Raw genomic sequence first — 16,212 nt, 5'->3', positions numbered from 1 at the left:
ATAATATGATCGGCTTTTCCTATCGCCATTTACATGTTGGCCTGATTATATTAACCATAATATTAATAGTTGTTTCATTAATTATTGGACACTATTCAATATCTGTTAGCCAAGTTATCCATGTATTGCTTTCATTGCCAACATCACAAATAGATCAAACAATGGTGGTTGATAATCAAGTCATTTGGCAAGTAAGATTGCCACGAATTTTATTAGCTTTTCTTGCCGGTGCAGGATTAGCAATTTGCGGCGCCGTATTACAAGGGTTATTTTATAACCCGCTTGTTGATCCTCATGTCATTGGCGTAACATCAGGCGCGGCTTTTGGTGGGACTTTAGCCATTTTGTTAAATTTTTCAACCTTTGGACTGATGGTTTCAGCTTTTTCATTTGGGCTATTAATACTAGTTTTAATCTTATTATTAACTCACGTTATTAAACAAAACAATGTGCTAGTTCTAGTATTAGTTGGATTAATATTAAGTGGTTTTTTTAACGCACTGGTGAGTTTAATACAATACTTGGCCGATAGTGAAGAAACACTCCCCAATATTGTATTTTGGTTATTAGGTAGTTTTGCCACCGCTAATTGGGATAAATTAATGACATTAGCCATTCCAATTGTTATTGCTAGCTATTTATTAATCCGGCTAAGTTGGCGAATAAATATTTTATCATTAGGGGATAGTGAAGCTAAAAATTTAGGTATATCAATTCTTTTTTCTCGATGGTTAATTTTAATTTTGTGTACCTTAATTATTTCTATGCAAGTGGCAGTAAGTGGTTGTATTGGCTGGGTAGGATTAATCATTCCTCATGCCGCGCGATTATTGGTCGGTAGTAATCATCAACGACTACTGCCGATAACATTCTGGTTAGGTGGTGCTTTTATGATTATTGTTGATGATATTGCACGAACCCTCAGCACGGCTGAAATACCACTCGGTATTATTACAGCGCTGGTTGGTGCGCCTTGTTTTGTTTTGTTATTACGACATCAAATTTTACAGAAATCCTAAAATGACATCAGCGATTATAACAACACATAACTTAATTTGTGGTTATCAACAGAGTAAACCCTTAACTACTGCGATAAATATTACAATTCATACCAATGATATTATCGCTATTCTTGGCGTGAATGGCCGAGGAAAAAGTACTTTGCTTAATACGTTAATGGGAACGCTTAAGCCTTTAAGTGGCACTATTAACAATCCTCATTGTTGCAGCTTTGTCCCACAAAATTTTATGCCTAATATAGATTATAAAGTATGGGAAATTGTGGTAATGGGAAGTGCTAAAAAATGGGGATTATTTGGAAAACCCGATCGACACCTTTTACAGTTAGTTGAAGATAAGTTAGCCCAATTTGGATTAGCACATTATAGTCATCACCTATTTTCACAGCTTTCTGGCGGTCAAAAACAGTTAGTGCTTATTGCCCGTGCATTAATGAGTGAATCGAAAATTTTATTACTCGATGAGCCAACAAGTGCATTAGATTTACATAATCAACATAAAGTGTTAAATATTCTGTCCTCATTAGTACAGAAACAAAATTTAACTATTGTGTTTACAACGCATGATCCAGCTCATGCAATGAGTTTAGCTAACAAAGTATTATTACTTGATGAAACAGGTTACCAATATGGTCTTACCCAAACGTTGTTAACCGAGACACAATTAACCCAGTTATATAACATCACAATGAAAAAAATAGTTTTTTCTGACTGCCAAACCATCATTCCCCTTTACACAATGGGTAATCATTATGACAACACTTAATATTTATGCAGCGGGAAGTTTACGTATTGCATTTCCTGCATTAGCCGAACTATTCAAACAAAGCTTTTCAACCGAAATTCATATAAAATTTGGACCGGCTGGATTACTATGTGAAAAACTATTGCAGAAAACGCCTGACGATAATATTCATTTATTTGCATCGGCTAACACGTTGCATCCTAAAACACTCATAGATCACGGAAAGGCTATATCTGATTATGTTTTTGCCCATAATCGCTTATGTGTCACCGTCAGAAATGAATCAAAATGGACATCAAGCGATATCATCAAATTATTATTACATCCTGAAACACGTATTGGGATGTCTACTCCGCAAAAAGATCCTTCTGGGGATTATACTTATCAGCTATTTGATAACATAGGTGCCAGTTATGCGGGTATGGGTGAGCAATTAAAACACCGCGCCAAACAATTAGTCGGGGGAGCACTAGAGAGCAATATCCCTAAAGCGATGCATCCGGCTGAATATTTTTTATTAAACAATACCGTTGACGCCTATATCGGTTATGCTAATTATGCACAAACAATTTTACAAAATCCGAAATTAGCTATGATTAATTTGCCTGACAAGTTTAATCCTGCTATAGATTACAGTATTGCCTTACTTAAACCAGCTCATAAAATGGCGAAGTTATTTATTGGTTTTTTACTTAGTGAAAACGGTCAAAACTGCTTGATGGCTAACGGCTTTGGTAAAATAACGAACATAAAAACAAATTAACTACTTACATTAATTACAAAACGAGTTAGATAAGTTTCATATTCTTCTGATTTCGAACTGTATAACTATACTACTGTTATTTAGAGAAATAATAAAATGACAGAAAGGAGAGATACAGTTATGGGCATGATGCAGAAAATACAAGAAAATAAAATTTATATTGGTTCGTTACCCTTACCAATTTTTATTGTGTGCTCAATTATTGTTATCATTGCAGCCCAGTTGAACATGTTACCTAAAACATTAATTGGTGGTTTTGCGGTGATTTTACCCCTTGGATGGTGTTTAGGCACTATTGGGCAAAATATTCCCTTTTTTAAAAAATTTGGTGCACCAGCTATACTTTCCTTAATTGTGCCTTCAATCCTTGTATATTATGGCGTTTTTGATGAAAACACATTAGCCGCCACAAAAATGTTAATGAAGGATTCTAATTTCCTGCTGTTTTATATTGCGAGTTTAGTTTGTGGTAGTATTCTTGGTATGCATCGAGTCATTTTAATTCAAGGTTTTATTCGTATGATGATTCCTATGCTGCTTGGCATGTGCATCGCAGCTGTTGTTGGCGTTGCAGTTGCTGTCGCTTTTGGTGATACATGGGAACATGCATTTTTCTACACAGTATCCCCAGTGATGGCAGGCGGAATCGGTGAAGGTGTGTTACAGCTATCTAATGCTTATAGTAATATCCTTAATCAAAATTATGATTCCTTTGTGAGTGCATTAATCCCAGCAACCGTTGTAGGTAACTTTTTTGCTATTACTTTCACCGCTATTATGAGTCGAATCGGTGAGTTAAAACCACAGTTAAGTGGTCATGGTCAGTTAGTCAAAATTGAATTTGATGGACTTGCCGACGCATTAAAAGAAGATAAAACACCATTAGATGCTAGAGCCATGAGCGGTGCGATAATGATTTTAGCTACCTTATTTATTTTCGGTATGATTTTAGAAAAGATAACTCACTTCCCTGGACCAGTTTTAATGATCATTGCTACTGCAATAGTGAAATACTTCCGTTTGCTACCTGAAAGTGTAGAACGGGGTAGCCAGCAATGGTATAAGTTTATTTCTGGCAATTTTACCTTCCCATTAATGGCAGGATTAGGGTTGTTGTATATTGATTTAGGTAGTGTAGTCAATGTATTAACCGTGCCTTATTTTATAACCATCATTTCGGTTGTATTAACTGTTTCGATGACCGGTTTTGTATGTAGTTTTTTCCTAAAAATGTACCCTGTTGAAGCCTCGATTATTTCATCTTGTCAAAGTGGTATGGGGGGAACAGGCGATGTTGCGATACTTTCAACCGCTAATCGAATGAATCTAATGCCTTTTGCGCAAGTCGCAACGCGTTTAGGAGGCGCATTAATGGTGATATGCACAACAGCACTATTAAGATATTTACATATGTAGTCGCAAAAAAGATGAGTTAAAATAATTAATAATTATCATGTTACATGATTAGGTTAACAGTTTAGATATCCAATTATCTAACCTCTTATAAAAAATTGATTGAGTATAATTAAAAAGGAATAATTATGACAACAGTGCAAGAAAAAGCCTTAGCTATCAGTAAACAAATGCATGGCAAATTTGAAATAAATGCTAAAGTCCCGGTTAACTCTATGTCGGATTTGAGTGTGGCTTATACCCCTGGAGTTGCTGCAGTGTGTACTGAAATTGCTAAAAATCCTGAATCAGTTTATGAGTATACCAGCAAACGCAATCTGGTTGCGGTTATAACTGATGGTTCAGCGGTATTAGGGCTAGGAAATATAGGGCCTGAAGCAGCAATACCCGTCATGGAAGGCAAAGCGATATTATTCAAAAAATTTGCTAATGTTGATGCCATTCCATTATCACTCAATACGCAAGATCCTGATGAGTTAGTTAAGCATATTGCAGCATTAGCCCCATCTTTTGGCGGAATTAATCTTGAAGATATTAGCGCGCCAAGATGTTTTGAGATTGAGAAAAGATTGCAAGAAATATTAGATATCCCTGTTTTCCATGATGATCAACACGGCACAGCTATTGTTGTTTTAGCCGCGTTATATAATGCTTTAAAAGTGGCGGGTAAAACAATTGAATCGGCCAAAGTTGTTATTAACGGCGGTGGAGCTGCTGGTTTAGCTATTGCCGATATGCTTTTAGCGGCAGGTGTTACCGATCTAAAAATCGTCGATAAAATTGGCATTTTATCTGAAGATGATCAAAGCCTACCACCTCATCATTTAGCGATAGCCAAAAGAACAAATAAATCAAAACAAAAAGGTACACTTGAAGATGCAGTAAAAAATGCCGATGTTTTTATTGGCGTATCTGCACCTGGGGTTTTAAAAGCCGATTGGGTCAAAACCATGGCAGAAAAATCAATTATTTTTGCAATGGCAAATCCGACACCCGAAATTTTTCCTGATGAAGCAAAAGCCGCTGGCGCTTACATTGTCGGAACAGGGCGCAGTGATTATCCAAATCAAATTAATAATGTACTGGCTTTTCCAGGCATCTTTAGAGGTGCACTTGACGCGAGAGCCAAAAATATTACATTAGCCATGCAGTTAGCGGCAGCTAAAGGTTTAGCCAACATTATTACACCCGATAAATTATCTGTAGAGTGTATATTACCCAATGCTTTTGAACCTAATGTCGCCAAAGTCGTGGCCGAAAGTGTGAAAAATGCGGCTAAAAGTGAATAAGTAATAGAGGATCAATAACTAAACTTAACAATCAAAACCTACTATCAAAATAATTGGGTAGTAGGTTTTTACCATTAATAAGTTAATATAATCAGTCTATTAATGATTTAGCATGAATGATGAATATGAAGTATCTTTTTAATCGATTAACACTAAAAATTAAATTAATTAGCTTAATTTGTTTGGTATTTATACTATCGGTTATTGCCCAAAATATTTATATTGTACATGTTGTTAATGACGAATATTTAATGCATTCACGTCAAGGGGTTGAAAATATTGCTAATATCATCTCAACATCCGATGACATCATCCATAAAATGCAAACCCCAACACCAGAACATTTAGCCTCCATTCAAACTATTGCTGAACAAGCACGGATAATGACTCAAGTCGATTTTGTGGTTATTTTTAATATGCAAAGCATACGCCTTTCCCATCCAGATAAAAACAAAATTGGGCAACTTATTGTTGGCGGCGATGAGCAACCGGCATTAAAAGGCGAATCCTATTCATCCATTGCTAAAGGAACCCTAGGCGATTCAGTGCGTGCTTTTAGACCTATTTTCAATCAATTACACCAGCAAATTGGGGGGGTTCTAGTTGGACAAACGCTAAAAAAAATTAATCATTCAGCAGCCAAAACCAGTCAACCTATTTGGTTATCATTAGTCGCATCATTAATCATCGCCATTATCTTAGCGTCTTTACTTTCCCGAAACATAAAAAAAATATTATATGGACTCGAACCATTAGAGATGGCTCACTTATTTGAAGAACGAAATGCAATTATACGAACAGTTAAAGAAGGTATTGTGGTTGTTAATCGTGAAGGGCTGATAACCCAAATCAACGACGAAGCGAGAAGAATATTACGTTTACCAGATAGCAAAGATAATATTATCGGCTATCCAATTGCAAAGATTATTCCCAATACTCGATTGTGTGATGTCATGATGACAGGTATTCCTGAATATGATTGTGAACAAAACATCAATGGCGTTGTTATTTTAACTAACCGAACACCATTATTTGTAAAAGAATCACTTGTTGGCGCGATTGCCTCATTTAGGGATATGACAGAAGTACGACAATTAGCCGAAAACCTAACGGGGGTGAATCGTTATGCTGATGCATTACGTTCACAATCTCATGAATTTAATAATAAATTACATGTTATCTATGGGTTAGCCTTTAATGATAATAAACAAGAGTTAATCGATTATCTTGAAGAGATAATAGGTAACAAACAAGCCGAATCTAAGTTAATTAGTCAAACAATAAAAGATCCTATTATTGCGGGATTTTTAAATAGCAAATTTAGTCGAGCTCGTGAGCTCGGTATATCATTATCTTTAAATGTTAAAGGTGAATTAAAACTCATCCCGAATATCTCTGTGACCCACAGTTTAATTACCATTCTTGGCAATCTCATCGATAATGGATTAGATGCTATTCAATTTTTAGATGATAAACAGATCATTATTAATTTAGTGATAAGTCATGAAATTTTTGAAATTGAAGTCATTGATAATGGTGAAGGTATTGCACAAGAAGATATACAATATATCTTTAACAAAGGCTATTCAACCAAAGGAGATAACCGAGGTATAGGACTTTATTTAGTATTAGCTAGTCTTGATGAACTTGGTGGGCATATTCAATTGTGTGATCCAATTAATAAAAAAGGGGCTTGTTTTAAAGTATCATTACCACTTTGTGAACTTTATAGAGAGAAAGAGTAATGGTTGATGTATTGATTGTTGAAGACGATCCAATGGTGGCGGAGTTAAATAAAAAATACCTACAAAGGATGACAGGATTTCATTTAATTGCCAATGTGAGTAATGGCGAACAAGCACTCCATTTTATTCATGACAATCATATAGATCTTATTTTACTCGATGTCTTTATGCCTAAACTTAATGGGCTTGAGTTGTTACAACATATTCGTATCAGTTATCCACAAATTGATATTATTATGGTGACAGCAGCATGTAATACCAGTGATATCCAAACAGCATTACGTTTGGGCGTAATTGATTATATTGTCAAACCATTTACCTTTGAACGTTTAAGAACTGCACTTATTTCATATCAAGAACGAGTACGTTTATTATCGTCATCAAAAATACTTAATCAACATCAATTAGACGATCGTATTTTTGCCAAACCATCGATAAACCATAAAGAGTTACCCAAAGGAATTGATAGCCAAACATTAAAAAAAGTCCGTGAAACTATTATTCACTATAATCATGAATTTTCGATGAGCGATATTGTCGAGTTAATACCATTATCGCGCATATCATTAAAAAAATATCTTGATTACTTAGAAGAACGTGAAGAGCTTGAAAGTCATTTGACCTACTTATCCATTGGTAGACCAGTAAAACGTTATACTTATCAGAATTAATTTGTGATTATTTTTAATTAACATATTGATTATAAAATAATAACAGTCAAGAAATAAAAATTATTGATTATTATTATTGATGGTTTATTATCCTCATTTTTAAAAGGATTTTTGAATAAACCATGAAACTCAAATCAATTTCTTTATTAATCATCACAGTATTTAGTGCCAATCAAGCACAAGCTTATAACTATGTCGCTTCTTCTGATGTCATTTTACCTTTTAACCAGATTAATGAACGTTATTTCATAACTAACAGTACTACTAATGCGGTTAATATTAACGTTTCTGACGGTTTGACTGTTAATAGTGATGGTTCATTTCACTTAGGTTTTAGTGGTAAAACCGATAGTGAAACAGCTTCACTTGCCGCAGGTGATATCAATATGAATATCAATGGTAACTTTCAAATTCATAATGATACATGGATTGGTAAATTTGATACAAAATTCTTTACTCAATATTTAGGGTTGCATAAAGATTATCCATATAACCCTATCAATCAAGACATTAACGTTCATGTAACAGGCGATATTAATGTTGAATTAGGTGCAGATAAAGAAAGAGGCGGACTCATGATTTTGGCTGGTAATGTCATGGGAACAGGCGTAAATACGACAGGTAAAACCACCGTAAAAGTAGATGGCGATACCAATATTCGAAGTGGCGATAATCATTTAGCCGGTACCGCTCTAGCACCAGCTAAGTTAATCACTCGTAGCTTTAATTTAACTGGTGGTGATATTGAAATCATCGGAGCAAAAACAGTACTAGAAACGACCAATAACGATATCAATAAGTCTTCTGTGACCATAGGTAAGACCGGTAAAATGATCATTATGCGAGGAGGGACTGTTGATGCCAGCCTTGGTGGTAATTTCAACGTGATTGATCAAGGTATTTTAAGTGCTAGCCGAGGTAATGGTTTTGTCAAACTAGCATCAAATGGACAAGTATATATCGGTAAAAATGCGACAATCGAATCCTCTAAAGGCTCTCTTTTCATTAGTGATCAAACTAACCGAACATCACAATTAAATATTGATGGCATTATCAGTTTTGGGATTTCTGATACCAAACAGATTAATGAAATTAATGGTGATAATGTTAATGTTAATACAACAGCAAAATTTTCTGCAACAGATGACTTTTTAAAGAACGCATTTAAATATACCTCTTCTGAAGCTAATGCCACCGTATTATCAGCAAATAATTCTTTGAAAATTGCTAATATTCAAAATAATGAAACAAAAGCACTTATTCAAAACATTTATGGCGATCTGAACTTTAAATTAACAGGCAATGAGTTAAAATTTGTTAACGCGACTAATGTCACTGACTTTAGTAATGCCGCTCAAACAAAAGCTGCTGCTGATCGTCAAATTTCCCGTTATTATCAACAAGTCGGTACTAATTCAAAAAATGTAGCAAAACGATTTGCACAAAATGTAGCTAAAGTTTCGTATGAATCATTCTATAATCCGACTAAGAAAGGCAGTGTTATTTCTGATAAATCGTTAGCTGGCGATTTAAACTGGGCAATATTAAGCGCAATAGGACGAGGTAATTTAGCTATTGAAAATCGTGGCACGAGTTTACAATTTAATCGCACCTTAGCTGGATTATATAATAATAATCAGGGTTTACACTTGTCTGAAATTGCACTTAACAACTTCAATTACACGAAATCAATCTTAGACAAACAAGTTGGACAATATTTTCAAAATAAAAAATTAGTCAATAATGATGATAATTTATGGATAAACCTTACCCATCATGATGAAAATACCGATAACCATGATGGTATTTCTGGTTATAAATACTCTTCTAACGGATTTATGATGGGATACGACAACGAGTTGCTAGATAACCTACTAGTAGGCTCAGCAATCGGTTATTCGTCAGGTGATTATAAAAATAAAGCAGCTTCATCCAATGATTCAGATATCAATAATTATCAAATTCAGCTTTATTCTACTTATAAATCACCAACAAATATCATTGCATCAACTTACGCCGGCTACTCTTATGGAAAAAACCGATTAAAAGCAGACGACAATCACAATACTATCAAAGAAAAATTCCATAGTAATACGTGGAATATTGGTAGTTCGATTGGTTATGACTGGCAAAGTACTGATCAACTAACATTAACACCTGCGATTGGTTTAACTTATGTGCATACTGAAAATAGCGCACATGATGTCAGTTATAACAGTATTGATTTAGTTAAATATGCTAAATCATCTAACTCATCATTATTGATTCCTGTCGATTTAACAGCGAATTATTTAGTTTGGCAAAATCAGGATAGTCAATTATTGTTAACCGCAAAAACAGGTTATGCATTTAATTTGAGTAATGATGAATTTGATAGTGATATCACTATTAATGGCATTGATAATTTATCTAAAATGCGTGCCTACTCATCCAACCGTAGCAAAAATCAATATAACTTTGCTAGCGGCATCACCTATAAATATAATTTAGTTGATGTAAATATTAATTATCAATACTTTGGTGAGAGTAAAAGAAATTCAAATTATATTACGGCTCTTACAAAAATTAGTTTTTAATCACTGAAACTAACCAGACAAAGATGATGCTCTACTGTTTTTTCAAAAAAGAGCATCATCAAATCGACATAGCAATAATTCTCTATGCAGTGATCTCATCTAAAGAAAGATTAAAACTCGGTACAAAAACATCTAAAAAGTAATCCATTTCAGGGCTGCTTCGCTCAGATAAAGTTTTTTTAAGGCGCTGTTTTGCCAGTTTAAACTCGTTATTACCCGCACTTAACTCTTCAATTGTTTTAAGATATGCACATAAAGCATCAGCTTGTTTCACAATGCTTTTTTCTTCTTCAGTATAAAAATCATCATCAATTAGGCATCTAAAATCGTCTTGTAACTCTTTGGGTAACATATTAATGAGTTTATTTTGTGCTATTTTTTCAATTTTTTTATATTCAACCGTTATTTGTGGATTGTAATATTTGGTTGGTGTGGGTAAATCGCCCGTGATAACCTCTGATGCATCATGATACATAGCTAATAATGCAATTCGTTCCGGATTAACATTACCATTAAATCGTTTATTTTTAATAATAGCTAAAGCATGCGCAACAAAAGCCACTTGCAAACTGTGTTCAGATACATTTTCAGTTCTCACATTACGCATTAAAGGCCAGCGATTAATCAATTTTAATCGTGACAAATAAGCAAAAAAATGACTAGTATTCATAGGGAAAACTCTTTCTGATTTAAAAATAAAAAACGCTTCCATTACTGTATGGAAGCGCTTATTAGATAAATAAATGTATTTAAATTTTTAAGCTAAAACAAGTTGCTGCGTACCTAAAGCAAGTGGAACAGTTTGCTCTTCGGTAAAAGTGACATATTCCCACGCATCTTGTTTTGCTAATAAAGCTTGTAATAATTGATTATTTAAAGCATGACCAGATTTATAACAAACGACTTCGCCAATCATATTATGGCCACACATATATAAATCACCGATAGTATCGAGCATTTTATGACGAACAAATTCATCTTCAAAACGCAAGCCATCTTCGTTAAGGACTTTATAGTCATCAACCACAATTGCACAATCTAAACTACCACCTAAACACAAACCTTTTGATTGTAATGCTTCAATATCACGCATAAAACCAAATGTTCTTGCTCGGCTAATTTGACGAATAAATGATTCAGACGAAAAATCCAACTGATAACGTTGTGAACTACTATCAATTGCCGGATGATGAAAATCGATAGTAAAATCTAATCTAAACCCATTATATGGTCTAACTTCAGCCCATTTGTCACCATTTTCAACGCGAACAGTTTCTTTAACGCGTAAAAATCGTTTAAGTGCATTTTGCTCGGTAATACCTGCATCAAGCAGTAAATAAACAAACGGACTTGCACTACCATCCATAATTGGGATTTCAGGCGCATCAACTTCGATAATAATGTTATCGATGCCAAGACCTGCTAGCGCTGAGTTAATATGCTCAACAGTTGAGATACGAACGTTATCTTCATTCACTAAGCATGTACAAAGCATAGTATCACGCACTGATTTTGCATCCACCGGAAAATCAACATATGGATTCAAATCAGTACGACGATAAATAACACCTGTATTTTCAGGCGCAGGGCGTAACGTCAAAGTAACTTTTTTGCCGGTATGCAAACCAACACCTGTTGCTTGTATTGTCCTTTTTAATGTTCTTTGTTTCACTTTACACCTACTATTCTATTTGTTTCTATTGACATTAGACAATAAAAAACCAAATAAGTTCAACACTAATTCGCTTGCTTACGGATAAAAGCAGGAATATCTAAAATTTTATTTTCTTCAAGAGGAGAAATGCTTTGCTCATTAACCACTTTAGCTAATTTCTCTTCTTGATGTCCTAAATTACTGCTTTGACCAAATAGCGAGTTTTGTGAAATTGGTTTAGCAATTTTAACTTCTGGACGCTTATCCATACCAATGCCTGTTGCAACAACAGTAACTCGAATTTCATCTGACATATCAGGATCAAAAGTTGTCCCGACAACAACAGTGGCATTATCAGAAGCAAATGCTCTGACTGTACTACCCACTGTTTCGAATTCTTCTAAGCCAAGATCTAAACCGGCGGTAACATTAACTAAGACGCCGCGCGCACCAGATAAATCAATATCTTCTAATAATGGGCTAGAAATGGCCATTTCAGCAGCTTCTTCAGCTCGATTATCACCACTTGCACGACCTGATCCCATCATGGCATATCCCATTTCTGACATCACTGTTCTAACGTCGGCAAAGTCCACGTTGATATGACCAGGTTTAGTAATTAACTCTGCAATACCTTGTACCGCACCTTTTAATACACCATTTGCTGCCGCAAAAGCATCTAATAACTTAACGCCTCTACCCAATACTTTTAGTAATTTATCATTTGGTATAGTAATAAGTGAATCAACATGCTTAGCTAATTCAGCAATACCTTGCTCAGCAAAAGCCATACGCTTTTTACCTTCAAAACCAAATGGTTTTGTCACTACAGCAACGGTCAAAATACCTAACTCTTTAGCGATTTCAGCAACGACTGGGGCAGCACCTGTTCCTGTTCCACCACCCATTCCCGCTGCGATAAATACCATATCAGCGCCTTCAATAGCACTACGAATGACCTCACGATCTTCCTCGGCAGAATTTCTACCCACTTCAGGATTAGCACCAGCACCAAGTCCTTTGGTTACATTGGTACCGATTTGGATAGTTTGACCTACCTTAATTCTTTTTAATGCTTGTGCATCTGTATTTGCCGCAAAAAATTCTACACCTTCAATATGTTCAGCAATCATGTGTTCAACGGCGTTACCACCGCCACCACCAACACCAATAACTTTAATGACTGCTGCTGGTTCATCATCTGCAACCATAGGCTCAAACATAACTTATCTCCAATTATACGATCTTAGAACATTGTACAGATAACCGTCTACAATGTCCACGAAGTTCTTGAAATATATTAGCTAAAATTCTTTTTTAAACCAACCGGTCAAACGTTTAGCTATCCCTTTTAATGATGATTTGTCACTATCTTTGCCATCATCATTTAATAAACTCTGTTTCCCATAGTGTAATAACCCAACTGTCGTTGAACAATAAGGTTTTTGTACATAATCAGTTAGGCCCGAAATATTTAAAGGCTGACCTATACGCACTTGATTTTGAAAAACTTTTTCCGCACACTCAACCATACCTTTAATTTGAGCTGCACCACCAGTTAATACAATACCGGCTGCGAGTTGATATTTGACATTTTGTTTTTTTAGTTCGTCTTGTAGCGAAAGTAATTCTTTTTGAACTAAGGAAAGAAGTTCAGAATAACGAGGTTCTATGACATCAGCAAGTGTCTGTCTTTGTAAAGAACGAGATGGTCTACCGCCGACACTCGGTACATCGATGACTTCATCTTTACCAATTAATGAACCGACAGCACAACCATAGCGAATTTTAATATTTTCAGCATCCATTGGTGGGGCACCAAAGGCATAAGCGATATCGCTAGTAACAACATTTCCCGCATAAGGAATGACAACAGAATGACGTAAAGCACCACCTGTATACACCGTCACATCCATTGTACCGCCGCCCATATCAATAACACAGACGCCTAATTCCTTTTCATCATCAGTCAATACTGCATAACTCGATGCTAAGCCAGAAAAAATAAGCTGATCAACTTTTAAACCACAACGTTCAACAGCTTTTACAATGTTTCTAGCCATATCATTATGGCAAGTGACTAAATGCACTTTAGCTTTCATACGTACGCCAGACAAACCAATCGGATTTTTTATTCCTTCTTGTAAATCAATGGAATATTCTTGGGCAATAACATGTAAGATTCGATGTTCATCTAAAATTCTGACTGATTTTGCTGTATGCACCACATTTTCAACATCTTCGGCGGTCACTTCCTCATCGGCAATTGGCACCATACCAATTTCATTTTGACAACGAATATGTTTGCCAGAAAGACTTAAATAAACCGAAGATATTTGGCAATCTGCCATTAGCTCAGCTTGATCAACAGCACGTTGGATTGATTTCACCACAGATTCTAGATCGTTAACACCACCTTTATCAACGCCTTTTGATGGGCAGTGCCCTACACCAATGATATTAATAATACCATCGGGAAGAACCTCACCAACAAGAGCAAGTACTTTTGATGTACCAACTTCTAGTCCTACAACCAATTTTTTTTCTGTTGCTTTCATACTTCAGCCTTTATTTATTCCTTACTGCGCTATTTTTTCTCTTTGTACTGAAATACCATTTTCATAACGTAAATCAGCGACCGTTATTCTTTCATTTGTTGGTATTCTTGATTGTATTTCAGGAAATAATTTCATAAATAGTTGATAACGCTCTTCGATGTTTTCACTTCCTAACACCAATTTTATTTCCTGATCTTCAACACATATACCAGCAATACATTGTTTTACCATCAGTTGCCAAGCATTTCGCTCATCGGATATTGCCGCGTCAATCTTTAATGCCAACTGATTATTAGCCAGTTTTTTAGATAAATTATCTAATTTATAATATGTTTCGAGTACTGATTTTGCTTTACCTTCAGGTCCATATAGCCTTGGTAATTTTAAATCGTTAATACGATCCAAAGGTACACTAAATACAACGCCATTTTCATCAAGTAAAAATAAATCATTCCAATAAAATGCCGGTTTATACTCTTCGACATGAACAATCAATCGATCCGGCCACTGTTTTCGTACACTGGCATGCTTAACCCATGGAAAGCGCATGACTTCTTGCTGAATATCATCAACATCTTGTCCAATATAAGTATTTGGTAAACCTAAACCTAAAATCGCTTCCCGAAGGTCATTTTCCGTTGTATAAGTATGTTCTCCGCTCAATGTTAACTGAGACAATACCATTTGTTCTGGATCATCCATCCACTCTTTAATACTTTGCACAATCCAAGTGCTAATTAAAATAATCATAATAAAGAACAAAAATCCCATGAATTGTTCTGTATTACGAAAAATAAGCAGGCGCCTTTTTTTTCTTTCTTCTCGTCGATGTGCTGCTTGCCTAACTTGTTTCATAAAAATAGGGCCATTATATAGTTGCCAGTTTTAAAATTCGTGTAACTAGTTCACTAAATGACCAACCGTATTGCTTGGCTGCCATTGGCACTAAACTATGATCTGTCATACCTGGAGCGGTATTGACTTCAAGTAAATAAGGATTTTGATTATCGTCAAACATAATATCTACCCTTCCCCACCCTCGACATCCTACTGCTTTATAAGCATCAAGGGCCAATTTACGAATTTCCTGTTCTTTATTTTCGGGTAAACCGCTTGGGCAAAAGTATTGTGTTGAGTCAGATAGATACTTTGCATCATAATCATAAAATTTGGTAGCGGGTTTAATGTAAATTGCGGGTAAAACTTCTTCACCAACTATTGCTACTGTAAATTCCGGTCCAGATAAAAACGACTCAACCATCACCGCATCATCATATTGAAAAGCAACATCTATAGCATCTTTCAATTCAGAGATTTCATTAACTCTTGCCATCCCAACGCTTGATCCTTCATGAATTGGCTTTACAAATAGCGGTAAACCAAGTTGTTTAACAATAGACTCAACATCAACAGGTTGGGTTTTATTAACCATAACATAATTGGCAACCGGCAAATCCATTGCTTTCCAAATTAATTTGGTTTTTAATTTATCCATTGTCAGTGCAGATGACAACACATCACTGCCTGTATAAGGAATATTTTGATAAGTTAAAATGGCCTGAACAATACCATCTTCACCTCCACGTCCATGCAGTATGATGAAAGCTTTATTAAAACCTTGTTGCTTTAGATCCGTAATAGCATGGTCTTTAGTATCAATAAGATGGGCATCAATCCCACTGGCCAATAATCCGGCTAGCACTGCACGACCAGATTTAATCGACACTTCACGTTCCGCAGAGGTACCACCATATAATACAGCTACTTTATCGTTCATGA

General features: G+C 35.4%; 14 protein-coding genes. 8 read left to right on the top strand and 6 right to left on the bottom strand.

The genetic code is table 11. The annotated features are described in order from the left end of the window. Positions 1-5 precede the first annotated feature (5 nt). The 8 genes from J3U59_RS05490 to J3U59_RS05455 all read left to right on the top strand — a co-directional run bounded on the left by J3U59_RS05490 (position 6) and on the right by J3U59_RS05455 (position 10,221). Positions 6-1,019, top strand: a complete 1,014-nt coding sequence (locus J3U59_RS05490; protein WP_267333533.1) for a FecCD family ABC transporter permease — start codon at positions 6-8, stop codon at positions 1,017-1,019. 1 nt (position 1,020) lies between these two features. Further along, positions 1,021-1,785, top strand: a complete 765-nt coding sequence (locus J3U59_RS05485; protein ID WP_267333534.1) for an ABC transporter ATP-binding protein — start codon at positions 1,021-1,023, stop codon at positions 1,783-1,785. After that, positions 1,772-2,527, top strand: a complete 756-nt coding sequence (locus J3U59_RS05480; RefSeq protein WP_267333535.1) for a substrate-binding domain-containing protein — start codon at positions 1,772-1,774, stop codon at positions 2,525-2,527. Before J3U59_RS05485 ends, J3U59_RS05480 begins: the two co-directional genes overlap by 14 nt. A gap of 96 nt (positions 2,528-2,623) precedes the next feature. Further along, entirely contained in the window at positions 2,624-3,943 is a 1,320-nt protein-coding gene (locus J3U59_RS05475) for a 2-hydroxycarboxylate transporter family protein (protein WP_267333536.1), read from the top strand. Between the two features lie 125 nt (positions 3,944-4,068). Beyond that, on the top strand, positions 4,069-5,229 hold the full coding sequence (locus J3U59_RS05470) for an NAD(P)-dependent malic enzyme (protein WP_267333537.1): 1,161 nt from the start codon (positions 4,069-4,071) through the stop codon (positions 5,227-5,229). Positions 5,230-5,354: 125 nt separating this feature from the next. After that, positions 5,355-6,974 (top strand): DcuS/MalK family sensor histidine kinase, encoded by a 1,620-nt coding sequence (gene dcuS / locus J3U59_RS05465; RefSeq protein WP_267333538.1) that lies wholly within the window; start codon positions 5,355-5,357, stop codon positions 6,972-6,974. Beyond that, entirely contained in the window at positions 6,974-7,645 is a 672-nt protein-coding gene (locus tag J3U59_RS05460) for a response regulator (protein ID WP_267333539.1), read from the top strand. Before dcuS ends, J3U59_RS05460 begins: the two co-directional genes overlap by 1 nt. A 122-nt stretch (positions 7,646-7,767) precedes the next feature. Further along, complete coding sequence (locus J3U59_RS05455; protein ID WP_267333540.1) at positions 7,768-10,221, top strand: autotransporter outer membrane beta-barrel domain-containing protein; 2,454 nt, start codon at positions 7,768-7,770, stop codon at positions 10,219-10,221. Positions 10,222-10,303: 82 nt separating this feature from the next. Here J3U59_RS05455 and yfbR read toward each other — a convergent pair whose 3' ends face one another. The 6 genes from yfbR to J3U59_RS05425 all read right to left on the bottom strand — a co-directional run bounded on the left by yfbR (position 10,304) and on the right by J3U59_RS05425 (position 16,210). After that, entirely contained in the window at positions 10,304-10,891 is a 588-nt protein-coding gene (yfbR, locus tag J3U59_RS05450; protein ID WP_267333541.1) for a 5'-deoxynucleotidase, read from the bottom strand. Between the two features lie 87 nt (positions 10,892-10,978). Continuing rightward, a complete protein-coding gene (lpxC, locus tag J3U59_RS05445; protein WP_065633869.1) occupies positions 10,979-11,893 on the bottom strand; it encodes a UDP-3-O-acyl-N-acetylglucosamine deacetylase in 915 nt (304 codons plus the stop codon). A 65-nt stretch (positions 11,894-11,958) separates the two neighbouring features. Next, a complete protein-coding gene (gene ftsZ, locus J3U59_RS05440) occupies positions 11,959-13,086 on the bottom strand; it encodes a cell division protein FtsZ (protein WP_416379582.1) in 1,128 nt (375 codons plus the stop codon). A gap of 93 nt (positions 13,087-13,179) precedes the next feature. Continuing rightward, positions 13,180-14,433 (bottom strand): cell division protein FtsA, encoded by a 1,254-nt coding sequence (gene ftsA / locus J3U59_RS05435; protein WP_267333542.1) that lies wholly within the window; start codon positions 14,431-14,433, stop codon positions 13,180-13,182. A gap of 21 nt (positions 14,434-14,454) precedes the next feature. Continuing rightward, positions 14,455-15,288, bottom strand: coding sequence for an FtsQ-type POTRA domain-containing protein (locus J3U59_RS05430; RefSeq protein ID WP_267333543.1), 834 nt, complete (start codon positions 15,286-15,288; stop codon positions 14,455-14,457). 13 nt (positions 15,289-15,301) lie between these two features. Continuing rightward, complete coding sequence (locus J3U59_RS05425) at positions 15,302-16,210, bottom strand: D-alanine--D-alanine ligase (RefSeq protein ID WP_065633873.1); 909 nt, start codon at positions 16,208-16,210, stop codon at positions 15,302-15,304. Positions 16,211-16,212: the final 2 nt, after the last annotated feature.

Origin of the sequence: Gilliamella sp. B3783, assembly GCF_026536125.1 — a bacterium.
Taxonomy (GTDB): Bacteria; Pseudomonadota; Gammaproteobacteria; order Enterobacterales; family Orbaceae; genus Gilliamella.
Note: the sequence above shows the minus strand (reverse complement) of the source record. Positions and strands in the feature narration are given on the sequence as shown.

Bases quoted from the DNA above. Each gene is read 5' to 3' on its own strand.
- J3U59_RS05470 (WP_267333537.1), top strand. From the start codon at position 4,069: ATGACAACAGTGCAAGAAAAAGCCTTAGCTATCAGTAAACAAATGCAT.
- J3U59_RS05490 (WP_267333533.1), top strand. From the start codon at position 6: ATGATCGGCTTTTCCTATCGCCATTTACATGTTGGCCTGATTATATTA.
- J3U59_RS05485 (WP_267333534.1), top strand. From the start codon at position 1,021: ATGACATCAGCGATTATAACAACACATAACTTAATTTGTGGTTATCAA.
- J3U59_RS05475 (WP_267333536.1), top strand. From the start codon at position 2,624: ATGACAGAAAGGAGAGATACAGTTATGGGCATGATGCAGAAAATACAA.
- ftsZ (WP_416379582.1), bottom strand. From the start codon at position 13,086: ATGGTTGCAGATGATGAACCAGCAGCAGTCATTAAAGTTATTGGTGTT.
- yfbR (WP_267333541.1), bottom strand. From the start codon at position 10,891: ATGAATACTAGTCATTTTTTTGCTTATTTGTCACGATTAAAATTGATT.
- J3U59_RS05480 (WP_267333535.1), top strand. From the start codon at position 1,772: ATGACAACACTTAATATTTATGCAGCGGGAAGTTTACGTATTGCATTT.
- J3U59_RS05425 (WP_065633873.1), bottom strand. From the start codon at position 16,210: ATGAACGATAAAGTAGCTGTATTATATGGTGGTACCTCTGCGGAACGT.
- J3U59_RS05460 (WP_267333539.1), top strand. From the start codon at position 6,974: ATGGTTGATGTATTGATTGTTGAAGACGATCCAATGGTGGCGGAGTTA.
- J3U59_RS05430 (WP_267333543.1), bottom strand. From the start codon at position 15,288: ATGAAACAAGTTAGGCAAGCAGCACATCGACGAGAAGAAAGAAAAAAA.
- dcuS (WP_267333538.1), top strand. From the start codon at position 5,355: ATGAAGTATCTTTTTAATCGATTAACACTAAAAATTAAATTAATTAGC.
- ftsA (WP_267333542.1), bottom strand. From the start codon at position 14,433: ATGAAAGCAACAGAAAAAAAATTGGTTGTAGGACTAGAAGTTGGTACA.
- J3U59_RS05455 (WP_267333540.1), top strand. From the start codon at position 7,768: ATGAAACTCAAATCAATTTCTTTATTAATCATCACAGTATTTAGTGCC.